The sequence below is a fragment of the Mesorhizobium jarvisii genome, from assembly GCF_003601985.1.
GTDB classification, from domain to species: Bacteria; Pseudomonadota; Alphaproteobacteria; order Rhizobiales; family Rhizobiaceae; genus Mesorhizobium; species Mesorhizobium jarvisii.
Genome location: NZ_QZXA01000007.1, coordinates 353,268 through 366,513 on the forward strand (window position 1 = coordinate 353,268; position 13,246 = coordinate 366,513).

The 13,246-nt window shown below is 63.0% G+C and carries 12 protein-coding genes; 2 read left to right on the forward strand and 10 right to left on the reverse strand.

The window, feature by feature from the left end; translation table 11 throughout:
• Nucleotides 1–154: 154 nt before the first annotated feature.
• The 3 genes from D3242_RS19985 to D3242_RS19995 all read right to left on the reverse strand — a co-directional run bounded on the left by D3242_RS19985 (nt 155) and on the right by D3242_RS19995 (nt 5,139).
• Complete coding sequence (locus D3242_RS19985) at nt 155–2,908, reverse strand: DUF2339 domain-containing protein (RefSeq protein ID WP_064985011.1); 2,754 nt, start codon at nt 2,906–2,908, stop codon at nt 155–157.
• A 184-nt stretch (nt 2,909–3,092) separates the two neighbouring features.
• Nucleotides 3,093–3,854, reverse strand: a complete 762-nt coding sequence (gene recO, locus D3242_RS19990) for a DNA repair protein RecO (RefSeq protein ID WP_019857205.1) — start codon at nt 3,852–3,854, stop codon at nt 3,093–3,095.
• Nucleotides 3,855–3,987: 133 nt separating this feature from the next.
• On the reverse strand, nt 3,988–5,139 hold the full coding sequence (locus tag D3242_RS19995) for a porin (protein ID WP_064985012.1): 1,152 nt from the start codon (nt 5,137–5,139) through the stop codon (nt 3,988–3,990).
• 715 nt (nt 5,140–5,854) lie between these two features.
• On the opposite strand from D3242_RS19995, the gene D3242_RS20000 reads away from it, so the two are divergent.
• Both D3242_RS20000 and D3242_RS20005 read left to right on the forward strand, forming a co-directional pair.
• Nucleotides 5,855–6,658 carry a CPBP family intramembrane glutamic endopeptidase gene (locus tag D3242_RS20000; protein WP_038645647.1) on the forward strand — a complete coding sequence of 268 codons (804 nt, stop codon included), beginning with the start codon at nt 5,855–5,857 and terminating at the stop codon, nt 6,656–6,658.
• 130 nt (nt 6,659–6,788) lie between these two features.
• Nucleotides 6,789–8,294 carry a winged helix-turn-helix domain-containing protein gene (locus D3242_RS20005; protein ID WP_019857201.1) on the forward strand — a complete coding sequence of 502 codons (1,506 nt, stop codon included), beginning with the start codon at nt 6,789–6,791 and terminating at the stop codon, nt 8,292–8,294.
• A 184-nt stretch (nt 8,295–8,478) separates the two neighbouring features.
• On the opposite strand, the gene era is transcribed toward D3242_RS20005, so the two are convergent.
• The 7 genes from era to pyrE all read right to left on the reverse strand — a co-directional run bounded on the left by era (nt 8,479) and on the right by pyrE (nt 13,240).
• Entirely contained in the window at nt 8,479–9,411 is a 933-nt protein-coding gene (gene era / locus D3242_RS20010; RefSeq protein WP_010915105.1) for a GTPase Era, read from the reverse strand.
• Nucleotides 9,396–10,109 (reverse strand): ribonuclease III, encoded by a 714-nt coding sequence (gene rnc, locus D3242_RS20015; protein WP_064985014.1) that lies wholly within the window; start codon nt 10,107–10,109, stop codon nt 9,396–9,398. The genes era and rnc overlap by 16 nt, the downstream gene beginning before the upstream one ends.
• A gap of 4 nt (nt 10,110–10,113) precedes the next feature.
• The gene (gene lepB, locus D3242_RS20020) at nt 10,114–10,863 is read right to left on the reverse strand and encodes a signal peptidase I (RefSeq protein ID WP_010915103.1); all 750 of its coding nucleotides are present in this window, start codon (nt 10,861–10,863) and stop codon (nt 10,114–10,116) included.
• A gap of 78 nt (nt 10,864–10,941) precedes the next feature.
• Nucleotides 10,942–11,355 (reverse strand): holo-ACP synthase, encoded by a 414-nt coding sequence (gene acpS, locus D3242_RS20025; protein ID WP_064985015.1) that lies wholly within the window; start codon nt 11,353–11,355, stop codon nt 10,942–10,944.
• A complete protein-coding gene (locus tag D3242_RS20030) occupies nt 11,352–11,951 on the reverse strand; it encodes a DUF2062 domain-containing protein (protein ID WP_019857197.1) in 600 nt (199 codons plus the stop codon). Before D3242_RS20030 ends, acpS begins: the two co-directional genes overlap by 4 nt.
• Nucleotides 11,952–12,214: 263 nt before the next feature.
• Complete coding sequence (locus D3242_RS20035) at nt 12,215–12,595, reverse strand: VOC family protein (protein ID WP_019857196.1); 381 nt, start codon at nt 12,593–12,595, stop codon at nt 12,215–12,217.
• 66 nt (nt 12,596–12,661) lie between these two features.
• Entirely contained in the window at nt 12,662–13,240 is a 579-nt protein-coding gene (gene pyrE / locus D3242_RS20040; protein WP_064985017.1) for an orotate phosphoribosyltransferase, read from the reverse strand.
• Nucleotides 13,241–13,246: the final 6 nt, after the last annotated feature.

Sequence of the window (13,246 nt, forward strand, 5' to 3'; positions counted from 1 at the left end):
GGTTCTGAAATCGCCCTTGTTGATCCCGATTCAACGCGCCTTCCCGGCGCGACGCAAGCGGCCAGCGCGAAGCGGTCCACCGCCCCGGTCACCCAAGCAATGAGATAACGCTGGCGGGTACCGGTTTATTCCCGGCTTGATTGAACGCCTGCCGTCATTGCTCGACGACCGGTATCTCCTCCCTCGCCGCCCTGGTCAAAAGCCGCTGGTAGAACAGGCCAATGCCGATCAGCACGCCGCCGAGGCCGATGAAGGACAGCGCCCTGAGTACGCCCTCCAGCTCCGACATGTCGAAGAGGAAGACCTTCAGCACGGCAATTGCGATCAACGCGGCCGAGGCAATGCGCAGCACCTGCGACTTCAGCCAGACGCCGGCGGTGAGCAGCGCCACGCCGATCACCAGCCAGAGCGCCGAATAGGTGTAGGTTTCCAACTGGCCGAGCCCGCTCCACAGGCCGATGAACTCACCCTTGAACAGCCGCCTGACCGACAGGGTGGCATAGGCAAAGGCAAGCAGCGCCGCGACCAGTGCCAGCATTGCCGAATACCATGTTGGCCGCTTGCCCCTGACATAGAGCGCCAGTCCGCCGGCGGCGACGGCCGGCAGGAGATAGGCAAGGAACAACAGGTTGAAGACCGGGATCCGGCCGGTCGATTCGTCCGTAAACAGCGGATTGAGCACCACGAAGTGCCGGATGACGATCAGGGCGACCGAAACCACGCCCGCTGCCATCGAACCATAGCGCAGCACCGAACTTGGCGAGCGCATGTCGATGGCGACCAGGATGGCGCCGGCGCCGATGGCAATCAGCGTGTAGATCGCCTGTTCGGCGAGCGTCATCGGACCCGTGTCGATGACACCGCCATGCATGGCGTGACGCACCAGCATGGCGACGGCAAGCAGCGCAAACAGCGCCGCCGCGGCTTCCATGACGAGGCGCGGCCGGCCATTGGTGGTGCGGGCGAGTTGCCAGGCGGCGAAGCCAAAGGCGAGCGCCGGGACGCCATAGCCCGGCAGCAGCCAGTTGAACACCGGTGTCGTCGACAGGAACTCGGCGCCGACGATGGTCGGATCGAAGGCGACGCGGCCAAGCACGGCGATCACCGCGCCAACCGAAATCCAGCCTAGCACCGGGTAGGAGCGCCAACGCGTGGCCAGCGCCGGCACTATGACTGCTGCACCAAGCAGAATGGTGGTCCAGCCGGAATTGAAAGCCATGTGCAGCATCAAGAGGCCGGCGATCGCCGCGCCTCCGAGGGCAAACGACACCGCTATGCCGCCCTTGAGCGGCGGCTCTTCGGCGCGCGCGATCCACTCGCCACCGGCGGCGAAAACCACGACCAGCAGTGCTGCGGCGGCGGCGTAGACAAAGTCGCGGTCGAGATTGCCGAAGGTGAACCAGAGCGCCAGCAGGATGACCAACGGCACGATGACACCCGATGCCGCCCATGAGGCGGATCGAAGCGAGGAAGATGCCGCGAATTTGCGGGCGGCCCAAAGGCCCGCGCCGATGAAGACCAGGCCGAGCGCAATGCCGATGCGCAAGGTCAGGGCATTGGACGTCGCCACGGGCAAACCATCGACACCGAGTGCGCCGGCCGAAAAGTCGGACACGATCGAGGTTGGCGGGATGATGCCGAGATAGATCATGACCGTCGCCAGTCCGGCGGCGTAAAGCAGCGGTAGCGCCAGCGGGCGATAAAGCGCGACGGCCACCATCGCCGCGAGGATCGCAGCGCCCGGCAAGGCATAGCCGGCCGCGGCGAAGGCTGGGTCGACCGACAGGCCCAGCGCCGAGAAGGCAACGAACAGGGCAGGCACGATGGACGGCCAGTCGAAGGCCCTGGCGGCGACGATTTCATCACGGCGACCGAGCCAGACAAAAGCGAGGACGGCCAGGGTGACGGCGTCGATGAACAGGATGGAGGAGAGGTTCGCAGCCGGCGCGTCGGTCATATAGAGAATGGTCCAGATGCCGGTGCCGAAAAAGGCCGCCGCCACCAGCGCTTTCCAGTCGCGCATGCGGGCGATGACGCTGGTGGCGGCGAGCACGATGGCGAGGTAGCCGAACAACGCCCAGGGGTTGGGCGCCTGGGAGGCGATCAGCATCGGCGTCACCATGGCGCCGACAAGACCGATGCCGGCCAGGGCCAGGCCATGGACCAGGGCAGCCGCGATCGTCGCCACACCGATGGCCCCAAGCAGCGTGAAGGCAAGCGCCGGGCCAATGAAGCCGTAAATGCCATGGGCGGCATAGACAGTGCCGAACAGGATGAAGGCACCGGCCGCCGTCAGGATCGCCGGAACATAGGCGCCGGCAACGCCTTGCACCGGCACCTTGAAGCCGGTGCGGCGTATGAACTCGCCGCCGGCAACCAGCACCAGCCCAAGCACCGCCGCCATGGTGAGCCGCACGCCGGGGCCGAAAATGCCAGCCTCGATTGTGTAGCGGATCAGGAACAGGCCACCCAGTGCCAGCGCGATGCCGCCGACCCAGACCGCCCAGCGCGTGCCGAGTGCCGTCTCGATATCCGGCTTGCCGGGGGCCTTGGAGGCTGCAACCGGCTCGACAGGTTCTGCTGCCTTCGGAGCCTCGCTCGTGGACCAGGGGCCGGACACAGCCTCGCCAGCCGGAGCTTCCGTTTCTGTAGCCGGCGCCTGTACGACCGGTCCACTCACCGCCGGCGAGGCAATATCGGCCGTGGCCGCGAGCACCGGCGCCGCTTCGGCCTTGCCATCGGCCGCCATCTGTTCTGCCGGCTTGGCCACCGGCGGCACGGCGCCTGAAAGGACGAGACTGCGCAGCGCGCCAAGTTCGCGTTCGATCAGACCGATGCGGCTCTGCTGACGCGAAATAATGACGAACAAGGCGATGATGGCGACAAGCCCGATCAGGCTTTCAAACATGGCGGTTCCCCCAAACCAGGCCAGTTTTCACTGACGTTTCATCTCACTGACATCCAAATACGGCGGCTAAACGGCTGAAAAACTCAACGCGCCGCCAGATTGGCGGCTGGAACATGTCTCGGTACCGAAAGCCAAGAGCTTGCCGCCGAGCGACGAATCCGACCCCGATAAAGTTCGACCTCCATCATGCGGCATTGTCTCCGGCAATGGCCTTGCGCGTCGCATGATGCTTGCGCAAGGCGGCGAGAAAGCCGGCGCGGGCATCGGGCTGTTCGATACCGCGCGGCTCATAGACGTGGCGCGTGAAGAAAAACCCGGTGAGCCGGAAGGCGTCCTCGATCGCGGCTGGATCTCCGCGCAGGCCGGAGCCGCGTTGCAGAAAGGCGGGCAGCGCCAGCATCTTGTCGCGCCATGGCGCGCCAGCTTCGCGCGACACCGCGCGGCCCGACTTCGGCGAGACATAGGCCAGATCCTGCCTTGTGCCGGTGGCGGCGCATTGGCTGAGGTCGAGGCCGAAGCCAAGTTCGTCAAGGATCAGAAGTTCGAAGCGCGCCACCAGTTCGCCGGCAGCATCGGGATCGTCGAGATGGACGATCATCACGGAAAGCGCCTCGTAAAGGCCGCCATGGGCGTCACGCTCGGGCAAGAGTCGCAGATGCGCGGCCATGGTCTGCAGGCCGTAGACGGCAACGGCGCTGTCCATCAGCCTGGCAGCGTTCATCTCGATCGCCTCGGCCTGGAACGTGCCGAGATGCTCGTCAAGGCGCGCCCGCCATAAGAGATCGACGCGATTGCCGGGCTGGAGAACAGGTTGCTGCTTGCGCGAGCGACCGCCGCGCACGAGGCCGAGATGGCGGCCATGCACACGGGTCATCACCTCGAGTATGGCGCTGGTTTCGCCATGCTTGCGAGTGCCGAGAATGATTCCCTCGTCGCGCCATTCCATGCCCAGAGCTTTTCACCGATCGGGTGGCGAAATCAAGGTATGGGCTTGGCGCCTGGGCCGGCTCTCGCACCCACGCATAAAAAACCGCCCGCAGCGATACGCTGCGGGCGGCCTGGTAAGGTCAGTCGATCGGTTAGAACGAGCGCTGGAAGCGAACGATGCCGCCGACGCTGTCCTTCTTGTTGGCCTTGCTCCAGTTGCCGTAGAGGGACGGGTTGCCATAGTTGCCGTAGTGATCCCAGTCGACTTCGGTCGTGATCGTGAAGCCGGGGACGATGGTGTAAGCGACGTTCGCCGCAAGAGCGTAGTTCTTGTCGTCGTCAGCCGAAGCCTGGACGTTGAACGCGGTCTTGTCGTTGAATTTGTAGGTGCCGCCACCCCAGACGGCCCAGTTGCCGCCCCACGGCTTGTACTGGCCACGGCCCTTGGAGAAGTCGCGGAGATTATCGTCAGTGCCATAGCCGCCCATGACGAAAAGGGCCAGTTCCTTGGTGACGTTGACATCCAAGCGAACCTTGCCGGCCACTTCCTCGTAGTTGCTGTCATAGGCGACGACACCGGTGATCGCACCCCAGTCACCCTTGTACTTCAAGCCACCGACGACATGCGGAACGTAGCTGTCGATCGTGTCGCTGATGCCCGAAGCATCGGTGCCTTCTTCGAGCGAGACGACGCCCGAGAAGCCGCTGCCGGCGTCAAAATAGTAGCTGATAAGGTTGGTGTCCTTGATACCATACGGGATGATGGTGTCCTGGATGACATTGCCGGCGTAGCCGATGAACGAGTCATACGTCGTCTCGTCCTTACCGACGCGCAGGCCGCCGAGCTGGATCCAGGCGAAGTTCAGCGTTACCGCCTTGTTAACAGCCTGCCAGTCGGTGGCGCCGCCAGTATAGTCACCAGACTTGTTGCCGAACTGGAAGCGGGTCTCGGTGAAGGTCTTCAACGTACCGAGCTCGGTTTCCTGACCGGTGTAGGTCCTCAGCGCGAAGCGCATGTTCTTGTAGTAGGTGTCGTGCCTACCGTCGCCCATGTGATCGGCAACGTTGTTGACACCATCCAGCGTGCCCGAATCGCCGACGCCGATGTCATAGCGGAGATAGCCGCCGATGCGCAGGCAGGTCTCGGTGCCGGGGATGTAGAAGTAGCCGGCGCCGTAGACGTCGCAGATCTTGACGTATTCGGCGGGTTCCGGTTCGGCGACGACGACCGCGTCGGCGGCGCGAGCGCCGGAGACCGCGATCAGGGCCGCGGCTGAGCCGAGAAGGAGGCTCTTGATGTTCATTTTCTGACCTCTCCAGTCATAGTTTAAATGGCTTCGGATTTGTGGCTGGCGGATATGTTTTCCCGCCTCACCTCCACAACGAAAAAGGCGCGCACCGCGTCCCCTTTTCGCGGCGAACATACCCATCAATCTTCCGCCTTCAATGACGGTTTTGAAAATAACGGCGATTCACGGAACAGTTTTATGCCGTGTTGCACAAATAACACTAGCTGCGGCACAATCGGAACAACGTCATAAAATAAATATATATGCCGAAAATTTCTCGGCTAACCATATTCTCGAGGCAATGTATTTTGGCACGTCCGCTGCAGTCGCCAATATAACATCGACTTTTCGAAGATATCCTTATTGCTTTTCGCAGAAATGACCATGGCAATTCATCATCGTTTGAGGGCACGCCAGTGCTGCGACGATGCCGGCGCAGCCGATCGGCTTTGCCGAGGCAAACCAGCATCGCCTGGAATGCTGCCCCATTGATAATCGCGTGACGGAGCAGACTGGACACGGCGCAAACAGGCTCGGCCCGCCATAAAATCGGAAATCTTTCAGAAAGCGCTCGGGATTCTTGGCTGCAAAAGCGCCAAAAATCCTGGGTCGGCCGATGTGGCCAACACGGCCTGCTGAACAATTCGGCTGGGTTGTTTCCAGAAGCATGTCGACCGATCGGGCAGTCCGGCGACCTCTCATAGATCCCTGCCCGCTGAGAGGACCTGCGATGACTTCCTTGTTGAGCCTGGTGCGAAGGCACCAGCTGACTGCCTTCTTTTCATTGACGATTGGCCTCACCTGGCTGGCCTTCATTCCGTTCTACATGTCGAATGGCGACAGCATTCCCTGGTTCACGTTCGGTCCGATGGTCTCAGGCTTTGTCGTCGCGGCTGTCTCCGGCGGCTGGAGTTCGGTCAAGGCCATCCTCAGCGCGATGGTGAGGTGGCGGGTTCGTCCGATATGGTATCTGGTGGCGTTCGGCCTGCCGTTCGGAACGCAGTTGGCCTCGATCCTGATCAATCCGATGCTTGGCGCAGCGGCGCCGGCCTGGAGCAACGTCCCGGCGCTGTCCGAGATGCTGCCGATCATTGCGCTCTACGCTCTCTTCAGCGGCCCGCTCGGCGAAGAGCCGGGGTGGCGCGGTTTTGCAACGCCACGTCTGCTAGCCAGTCAGCCGGCACTCGCCGGCAGCCTGATCCTCGGTGTGATCTGGGCTATCTGGCACTTCCCGCTCGGGCTTGTCGGCGACCTCAGCCTTTACGGCACGATCAACGTCGTCCTGGCGGGCGTGGTGTTCACCTGGCTCTATCAGAACACCGGCAGCGTGCTTCTTGCCATCATCATGCACGTCACGCACCAGAACAGCGTCCGTTTCCTAGGCAAGGTGTTCATCGGCGGTGACTATGTGCAGCAGCAGTGGATCGCCGTGGCGATCTGGGCAATCATCGCGGTGGCCATCGTTGCTTACTACGGCACCGAAAGCTTCGTCCGGCGGCCAAGGACGCAACTCGCCGTGGCTGGCGCGGTCTAGGCCGTATTGAGCGCGGTGTCCGAAGCCGGGCGCCGCGCCTCTTCGTCCGCCGCTGGACACGTATGGGTCTTGACCCAGCCCGTCAGCCATAGCCCAATGCCGGCATGGCTTCCACGGAGCAGGCCTTTTGATGGCGGTCTTGGCCACCGACCAGATTTTTCAGTTCGGCGGTTTCACGCTCGATCTGGGCAAGGGCACGCTCAGCCGGGCCGACCAGCCGGCCTTTCTGCGGCCGAAGGCCTATGCGTTGCTGACGCACCTCGCCCGCAACATCGGCCGCGTGGTGCCGAAATCAGAACTGATGGACACGGTCTGGCCAGGCGTTTTCGTCACCGAGGATTCGCTGACGCAATCGGTGCGCGAAATCCGTAAGGTACTCGGCGAAGAGTTGGTGCGAACGGTGTCGAAGCGTGGCTACATGCTGGTGGCCGAGACTGAAGCGGTGCGCGAACCTGGCGCACAGCCGATCGTGGCGGTGCTTAGATTCCGCAATGACAGCGCCGATCCGGCCGACGACGCAATCGTCGACGGATTTGCAGAAGACATTATCAACAGCCTCGCCCGCTTCGGCACGGTGACGGTGCTGGCGCGCAACTCAAGCTTTTCGTTTGCGTCCCATTCGCCCGCCGAATGGCCGGCCATCCGCTCGCGCATCGGCGCCGACTATCTTGTCGAGGGCTCGGTGCGGCGGCAGGCGGACCGCATCGTCGCCGCGGTCAATCTTGTCGATGCAGCCAGCGCCACCCAGATCTGGGGCGATCGCTATCAGGCCGAGGCTGCCGGGCTGTTCGCCATCCAGCAGGATATTGTCGAGGAAATCGTCGGCCGGCTGGTGGTGCGGGTCACCAATGCCGGGCTGCAGCGCGCCGCACGACGACCGGTAACCAGCCTGGCCGCCTATGAGCTGGTGCTGCGCGGCGTCGCCTTGCTGCGCGACCCGGCGCAGAGCGACCTGCAAGGAGCGGCAGAGCTGTTCGAGGCCGCGATAGCCAAAGATCCGGGCTATGGCCTCGCCCATACCTATCTGGCGCTGTCGTATGTGCTGAACAGCGAATTCGGACCCACCAGCGATGCCCTGCTGGCGAAGGCCCGCGACCTTGCCGACAAGGGTATTGCGCTGTCCCCCGATCAGGCAACCGCACACCGCATTCAGTCACTGGTGCGGCTCAGCCTGCGCGACCACGAGGCGGCCGAGCATCATTTGCGGATCGCGCTTCAGCTCAATCCAGGCGACGCCGAATGCATCGGGCAGATGGGGCATCTGCTAACCATGCGCGGGCGGGCGCTCGAGGCGCTTGCCTGGCTGGCGCGCGCGATCAGGATCGATCCGCTCAATCCGCACTGGTACCAGTACGATCGATCGCTGGCGCTCTACATGCTGGGTGAGTACAGGCCGGCCGCCGAGGCGCTGGAACTGGCGACGCGGCCGACGCCATGGATCCGAACGCGACTTGCCGCATGCTATGCGCAGCTCGGCAACATGGAAGCGGCAAGGCGCCAGGCCGCGCTGGTCAACGCCGATGGCTCCGATTTCTCGTCGGTCGAGTATGCGAGGTCTGTCGTTCCGTTCGAAAACAGGGCTGACGCGGAGCATCTCGCCAATGGCGTGTTGCTGGCGCTTGGACAGCCGCGGTAGTCCGATGTTCCTTTCCACTTGCGGGGAACAGGCCCCCGGCGGACCAAAGCCGTGTCAATGGTAAGCTTGCTATCCAAAGGCCGCTAGAGCGTTTCACCGTTTCATGGAAACGGCGAACCACTCTAACTCTTTGTTTTGACGCAATTCCGGACGGAAAACCGCTCACACTTTTCCTGGAATTGCTCTAGTGCGGGAATTCGAGCCCCATCTCGCGGTAACGCTCGGGATCATCGCCCCAGTTCTCGCGCACCTTGACGAACAGGAAGAGGTGCACCTTCTGCTCGAGGATGCCCGCGATCTCCATGCGCGCCGCCTGGCCGATGGCGCGGATGGTCTCGCCCTTGTGGCCGAGCACGATCTTCTTCTGGCTGTCGCGCTCGACATAGATGGTCTGGTCGATGCGCACCGAGCCGTCCGGCTTCTCTTCCCATTTCTCTGTTTCGATATGCGAGGAATAGGGCAGTTCCTGATGCAGCCGCAGATAGAGTTTTTCGCGGGTGATCTCGGCCGCGAGCTGGCGCATCGGCAGGTCGGAAATCTGGTCTTCAGGATAGTACCAGGGGCCGGCCGGCAGCGCCTGCGCCAGATAGTCGAGCAGGTCCTTGCAGCCGGAGCCGGTCAGTGCGGAAACCATGAAGGTGCGCTTGAACGGCACTTTCTCGTTCGCCGCCGCGGACAGGGCCAGAAGCGTCTCGTGCTTCACCCGATCGACCTTGTTGAGGATCAGCGCCATCGGCTGGCGCACATCCTTCAGCCGTTCGAGGATGGCGTCGGCATCACCGCGGATGCCGCGTTCGGCATCGATCAGTAAAAGCACGATATCGGCATCCTTGGCGCCGCCCCAGGCGGTGGTCACCATCGCCGTATCGAGACGCCGCTTGGGCTTGAAGATACCGGGCGTGTCGACGAAGACGATCTGCGCATTGTCATGCGTGGCGATACCGCGCACGATGGCACGCGTCGTCTGCACCTTGTGGGTGACGATCGACACCTTGGCGCCGACCAACTGGTTGACCAGCGTCGACTTGCCGGCATTCGGCGCGCCGATCAGCGCGACGAAGCCGGAATGCGTGGCGGGGGTTTCAGCAGTTTCAATATCGGTCATGCCGCGTTCCATACACCTTCGCGCAACAGAAGGGCAGCCGCGGCTGCCTGCTCCGCTTCACGTTTGGAACGACCGCTGCCGGTCGCCGGCTGAAATGCACCGACCCTGACACTGACGGTGAACAACGGATCGTGGTCCGGCCCCTCGCGGCTGTCGATCTGATAGGCCGGAACGGCACTTGCCGCCTGATGCGCCCATTCCTGCAATTCGGTCTTGGCGTCGCGGCGCGCGGCACCGGAAGCCTGCGAACGCGGGCGCCAGTATTTGTGAATGAAGGCGCGTGCCGCCTCGAGGCCACCGTCGAGATAGAGCACGGCGATCAGCGATTCCAAGGCATCGGCGCGCAGATTGACGCGCTTGCGCCCCTTGAGCCCGCGCACATCCGATCCGGCGCGGATCAGGTCCGGCAGCCCGATATGTTCGGCTATCTCGGAAAGCGCCTCGGCGTTGACCAGCGCATTGAGCCGCAGCGACAATTCGCCTTCCGCCGCATCGGGAAACGCCGCCAGCAACATATCGGCAACGACGAGGCCCAGAACCCGGTCGCCGAGAAACTCGAAACGCTCGTAATCGGTGCCGGCATTGACGCCGCGGGCGCTGGCATGGGTCAGCGCGCGCTGCAGGCGCTGGCGGTCGGCAAAGGCGTGGCCCGTGCGTTCCACCAGCGCTTCGGCGAGCGCATCGGCGGTCAACCGTCTTGTTGCCGCCATGACCCTAGTTGACGAAATGGAACAGGCGCGAAACGCGCATCAGCGACGGCCATTTCCAGATTTCGAGAGGGCTCGCCTTGCCGGCGATCGAGAAGAAGACAAGGTTGGCGCGACCAACCAGGTTCTCAGCCGGAACGTAGCCGACGGTGAACCGGCTGTCGGCGGAATTGTCCCTGTTGTCTCCCATCATGAAATAGTGGCCGGGCGGCACGTCGAATTCGCGCGTGTTGTCGCCGATCGAATTCGGATTGAGGTCGAGCGTGTCGTAGCTGACGCCGTTGGGCAGGGTTTCCCGGTAGACGTCGATCGGCTGAGGCATTTCGGTGATATCGGGATTGTCGATCTGGCCGGTCTTTACGCGCGGCACGCCGACACCGTTGATGAACAACTGGCCATTCTTCATCTGGATCTTGTCGCCGGGCAGGCCGACCACGCGCTTGATGTAGTCGACGGACGGATCCGGCGGGAACTTGAACACCACAACGTCGCCGCGCTTGGGCTCGGAGCCCCAGATGCGGCCCGAGAAGAGGTCAGGCCCGAACGGCAGCGAATAGCGCGAATAGCCGTAGGACCATTTGGTGACGAACAGATAGTCGCCCTCCAGAAGCGTCGGCCGCATCGATCCCGACGGGATCGAAAAGGGCTGGAACAACAGCGTGCGGATGACCAGCGCGAGCAAAAGCGCCTGGACGATGACGCTGACGGTTTCGCCAAGCCCGCCGGATTTCTTCTGGGATTTTTCAGCCACGCTCATGTCGTCCTCGATTGTGCGTTGGATGGTATAGAGTCTCGGCGCGCGCTGGGCAACGTCAATGCCGGTCGTCAGATGCAATCAATGTGGCGCTTGTTCGACGGGCAACGCCTCGATGATCACAAAGGCTTGAGCGAGCGGGAAATCATCGGTGATGGTGAGGTGGATCGCCGCCCTGTGCCCTGGGGGCAGGATTTTTTCGAGCCGGGCCAGCGCGCCGCCGGTCAGCGCCATGGTCGGCGCGCCGCTGGGCAGGTTGACGACACCCATGTCGCGCCAGAACACGCCTTGCGCCATGCCCGTACCCAGTGCCTTGGCGCAGGCCTCCTTGGCGGCGAAGCGCTTGGCGTAGGAGGCAGCGCGGGCTCGTCGGTTTTCCGAACGCGCCTGTTCGACCTCGGTGTAGATCCTCTGGACGAAGCGCTGGCCGTGATGTTCCAGCGATTTCTCGATGCGCCTGATATCGATCAGATCACTGCCTACACCGATGATCATCGCGTAGCGGAACCAATGCTTGCTCCAGGATGAGGCGGTTGCTGGCGGCGGCTTGCGCGCTCGGCCAGCCGCTTGCGCCTCTGCTCGCGAAAGACATTCATGCCCCAGCGCGTGACGCCGTAGAACAGGAGGCCAAACACCAGCCCGAGCGGCACCGCGCCGATCAGCATGGGTTCCAGCACGGGATGCCACAGTTTCGCGAAAGAAAGCGTGTGCAGCATCTCGCCCAGATGCGCCGGCGGACCATGTGCCGGCAGGCGATCGTGCAGGATGAGCTTGCCGGTTTCCCAGGACGCGCCCCACAGAATGGGAAAAGTCAGCGGATTGCCGAAGAAAACAGCGCCCAGTGCCGCCGCCACCAGATTGCCGGCGATCACCCAACACAGAACGGCGGCAATGATGAAATGGAAGCCCACGGGAAAGAATGAAGCGAAGACACCAGCCGCCACACCGGCTGCCACCGCGTGCGGCGTGGCCTTCAGCCGCAGGATGCGCTTGGAGAAATACTGCAGCGAGCGCGAGAACGAGCGGCGCGGCCACAGATAGGTGCGCACCCGCTCCAAAAGACCATCAGGCTTGCGGCGACGAAAAAGCACTCTCTTCCTATTCCCGATACGTTACAGCTTGCGTTCCGGCTGTCTTCAGCCGGACTTCAACCGCCACATCTTGCGCTTTACGGTCACCCGAAGGCAATCGCGACTTTGATATAGCGATCCGCAACCCCGACAACAACCGAAGGCTACCTGTGCAGCGGCCGCGCCACCATAATCTTTGGTAAGGTTCACGTCTCCAACACCTGACAATCGCGGCGAATTTGAGAATGGCTTCGGCCTATTGTCGCAGCCGGATGTCTGAGACACTACCGCAAGTACTGGCTGACTTCGACAAGATTGCCGTCCGGATCGCGGAAATAGACAGACATCATCGGACCGCGCGCCCCGATGCGTTCGACCGGCCCCAGTTCGAGCACGACGCCATTGGCTTCGAGACGGGCGCGGATTTCGTCGAGCGGCCGTTCGGTGATCAGGCAGAAATCGCCTGACCCTGGCGTCGGCGCCTTCGCCTTCGGCTCGAAAGTGCGGCTGATCTCGTGGACATTGATCTTCTGGCCGCCAAAAGCCAGCGCTGTCGGCCGGCCCGGCGTGTCGATGCGCTCGAAACCCAGCACGCGCTGGTAAAAGGCGCAGGTCGCTTCGAGCGACGCCACCGTCAGCACGAAATGGTCGATCCCGACGATCATTTCGAATTGCCTTCACGCATGTCGTCACTCCCAAAACCGCCGCAGACTTTTGGGCGACATGCATGGTCAGATATTGCGACTGCCAGGCTTGACCGCCGGTATCGCGGCAAGCTCCGGCGGCAGCCGGTCCGGCGGATAGGCCGGAACCTCGTATTCGGCGAGCGCGATCAGCGGCACGCCGACATGGGTCTTGCCGGCGGAACGGTCGATGATGCAGGCGGCCGCCACCACCTCGGCGCCAAGCTCGCGCAGGCACTCGATGGTTTCGCGGATCGACAGGCCGGTGGTGACGATATCCTCGACGATGACGACGCGCGCACCCCTGGCGATCTCGAAGCGGCGCAGGCGGAACTCGCCCCCTTCCCGCTCGACCCAGATCGCCGGCACGCCGAGATGGCGCGAGGTTTCGTAGGCCGGGATCAGGCCGCCGATCGCCGGGCCGACGACATAGTCGATCTTGTCTGGCACCGCTGCCCGGATCTTTTCGGCCAGCGCCTTGCAAAGCCGCTCGGTCTTGTCGGCATGCATGAACACCCGCGCCTTCTGCAGGAAGACCGGGCTGCGCAGGCCCGACGTCAGGATGAAATGCCCCTCCAGAACAGCACCCGCCTCGCGGAAAATGCCCAGCACTTCATCGGTCTTCATCTGCGC

Coding starts and splice junctions, on each gene's coding strand:
- acpS (WP_064985015.1), bottom strand. CDS start 11,355: ATGATCATCGGTGTAGGCAGTGATCTGATCGATATCAGGCGCATCGAG.
- rnc (WP_064985014.1), bottom strand. CDS start 10,109: ATGGCGGCAACAAGACGGTTGACCGCCGATGCGCTCGCCGAAGCGCTG.
- pyrE (WP_064985017.1), bottom strand. CDS start 13,240: ATGAAGACCGATGAAGTGCTGGGCATTTTCCGCGAGGCGGGTGCTGTT.
- D3242_RS19995 (WP_064985012.1), bottom strand. CDS start 5,139: ATGAACATCAAGAGCCTCCTTCTCGGCTCAGCCGCGGCCCTGATCGCG.
- D3242_RS20005 (WP_019857201.1), top strand. CDS start 6,789: ATGGCGGTCTTGGCCACCGACCAGATTTTTCAGTTCGGCGGTTTCACG.
- D3242_RS19985 (WP_064985011.1), bottom strand. CDS start 2,908: ATGTTTGAAAGCCTGATCGGGCTTGTCGCCATCATCGCCTTGTTCGTC.
- recO (WP_019857205.1), bottom strand. CDS start 3,854: ATGGAATGGCGCGACGAGGGAATCATTCTCGGCACTCGCAAGCATGGC.
- D3242_RS20000 (WP_038645647.1), top strand. CDS start 5,855: ATGACTTCCTTGTTGAGCCTGGTGCGAAGGCACCAGCTGACTGCCTTC.
- D3242_RS20035 (WP_019857196.1), bottom strand. CDS start 12,595: ATGATCGTCGGGATCGACCATTTCGTGCTGACGGTGGCGTCGCTCGAA.
- era (WP_010915105.1), bottom strand. CDS start 9,411: ATGGAACGCGGCATGACCGATATTGAAACTGCTGAAACCCCCGCCACG.
- lepB (WP_010915103.1), bottom strand. CDS start 10,863: ATGAGCGTGGCTGAAAAATCCCAGAAGAAATCCGGCGGGCTTGGCGAA.